The sequence below is a fragment of the Alcanivorax profundi genome, from assembly GCF_003597125.1.
In the GTDB taxonomy this organism is placed as follows: Bacteria; Pseudomonadota; Gammaproteobacteria; order Pseudomonadales; family Alcanivoracaceae; genus Alcanivorax; species Alcanivorax profundi.
In genome coordinates this window covers 1-448 of the sequence record NZ_QYYA01000117.1, presented here as the reverse complement: position 1 = coordinate 448, position 448 = coordinate 1, and the positions used below count along the sequence as shown (strand labels likewise).

General features: G+C 41.5%; 1 protein-coding gene. It reads left to right on the top strand.

Annotated features, from left to right (window positions below; genetic code table 11):
• Positions 1-448: transposase (locus tag D4A39_RS19210; RefSeq protein ID WP_147393968.1), on the top strand; the 448-nt coding region annotated here is incomplete at both ends.

Here is a 448-nt window from a genome sequence, read left to right as displayed (position 1 = left end):
AATCTCAAAATGGATGAACTGGGATTCGTCCGCAGTACTCCTGCAGAGACTGGTACTCCCGGATATGATCCTCGCGATCTCCTCAAACTCTATATTTATGGTTACTTCTATCAGGTACGTTCCTCTCGCAAACTTGCTCGTGAGTGCAAGTGTAACGTAGAGGTAATGTGGCTGCTCAACAAGCTGACTCCTGACTTTCGTACAATCTCCGATTTCCGCAAGGACAACAAGAAGGCTATTACTAAAGTTTTTAAAGAGTTCAACAAGTTTTGTATGGGACTGAAGCTCTTTTCTAAGTCGTACATCTCTATTGATGGAAGCAAGTTTAAGGCTGTAAATGCTAAAGACAACAACCTTACTCTAAGCAAACTCGATGACCGAATCAAGCGTCTTGATGAACATATTTCAATCTATATGGAAGAACTTGAAGCATACGATCATGAGGAAG